1 protein-coding gene is annotated in these 906 nt (G+C 36.3%); it reads left to right on the top strand.

The window, feature by feature from the left end; all coding sequences use genetic code 11:
- Positions 1–19: 19 nt before the first annotated feature.
- On the top strand, positions 20–906 hold an 887-nt coding region (locus BN349_RS22880), incomplete at its 3' end, for an IS110 family transposase (protein ID WP_019244603.1).

The following is a 906-nucleotide window of genomic DNA, read 5'->3' as shown; positions in this document are numbered from 1 at the left end:
TCAAAACAGGAGGCCTATCATGAATTATAACCAAAATAAGAAAATCGCTCAAATCACTTCTGACACATTGATTGTAGGTATCGATATCGCAAAATTCAAACATGTAGCTAGAGCTCAAGACTTTAGAGGTTTAGAGTTTGGTTCGCCTTGTTACTTTGAAAATACGAAAGAGGGATTCCGACATTTTATTGATTGGATCACCAAGCTTATGCGAATTCAAGAGATGAATCATGTGATTGTTGGTATGGAGCCAACAGGTCATTACTGGCTTAATTTAGCTCATGTTTTGAAAAAATATGAGATTAAGTTTGTGGCAGTTAATCCATTACATGTAAAGAAAAGTAAGGAGTTAGATGATAACTCTCCGACTAAAAATGATGTGAAAGATGCGAAAGTCATTGCACAATTGGTCAAGGATGGGAGGTTCGCAGAACCTGTTATTCCACAAGGGGTTTATGCGGAACTCCGAGTGGCTAAAAAAGTACGTGATCTTTTAACTGTTGATCAACAAATTGTGCAAGGTCAAATGCATAACTGGATTGATCGTTATTTTCCTGAGTTCCTTACGGTTTTTAAAAACTGGGAAGGTAAGGCAGCTCTACAATTATTAAAACTAAATGTACTGCCACATGAACTCGTAGAGTTCTCTGATCAAGAACTATTAACGCATCTAAGAAAGGTAGTTACACGTAGTGTCGGTCTTAAAAAGATTCAGGCGATAAAACAAGCAGCCAGTATGTCTATTGGTATTCGACAAGGTGCTGATATGGCGAAATTAGAGTTACAAACATTGATTGATAAATATGAATTAATTCAGTCTAAATTCGAAGAATTAGATACTAAAATAGATCAATTAATTGACCAAATACCTGGCGTTCAACAAATGCTTGCCATCAAAGGTATCGG

The organism is Bacillus sp. AP8 (assembly GCF_000321185.1).
GTDB lineage: Bacteria > Bacillota > Bacilli > Bacillales > DSM-1321 > Bacillus_AD > Bacillus_AD massilioanorexius.
This window is presented reverse-complemented; position numbering and strand designations above follow the sequence as displayed.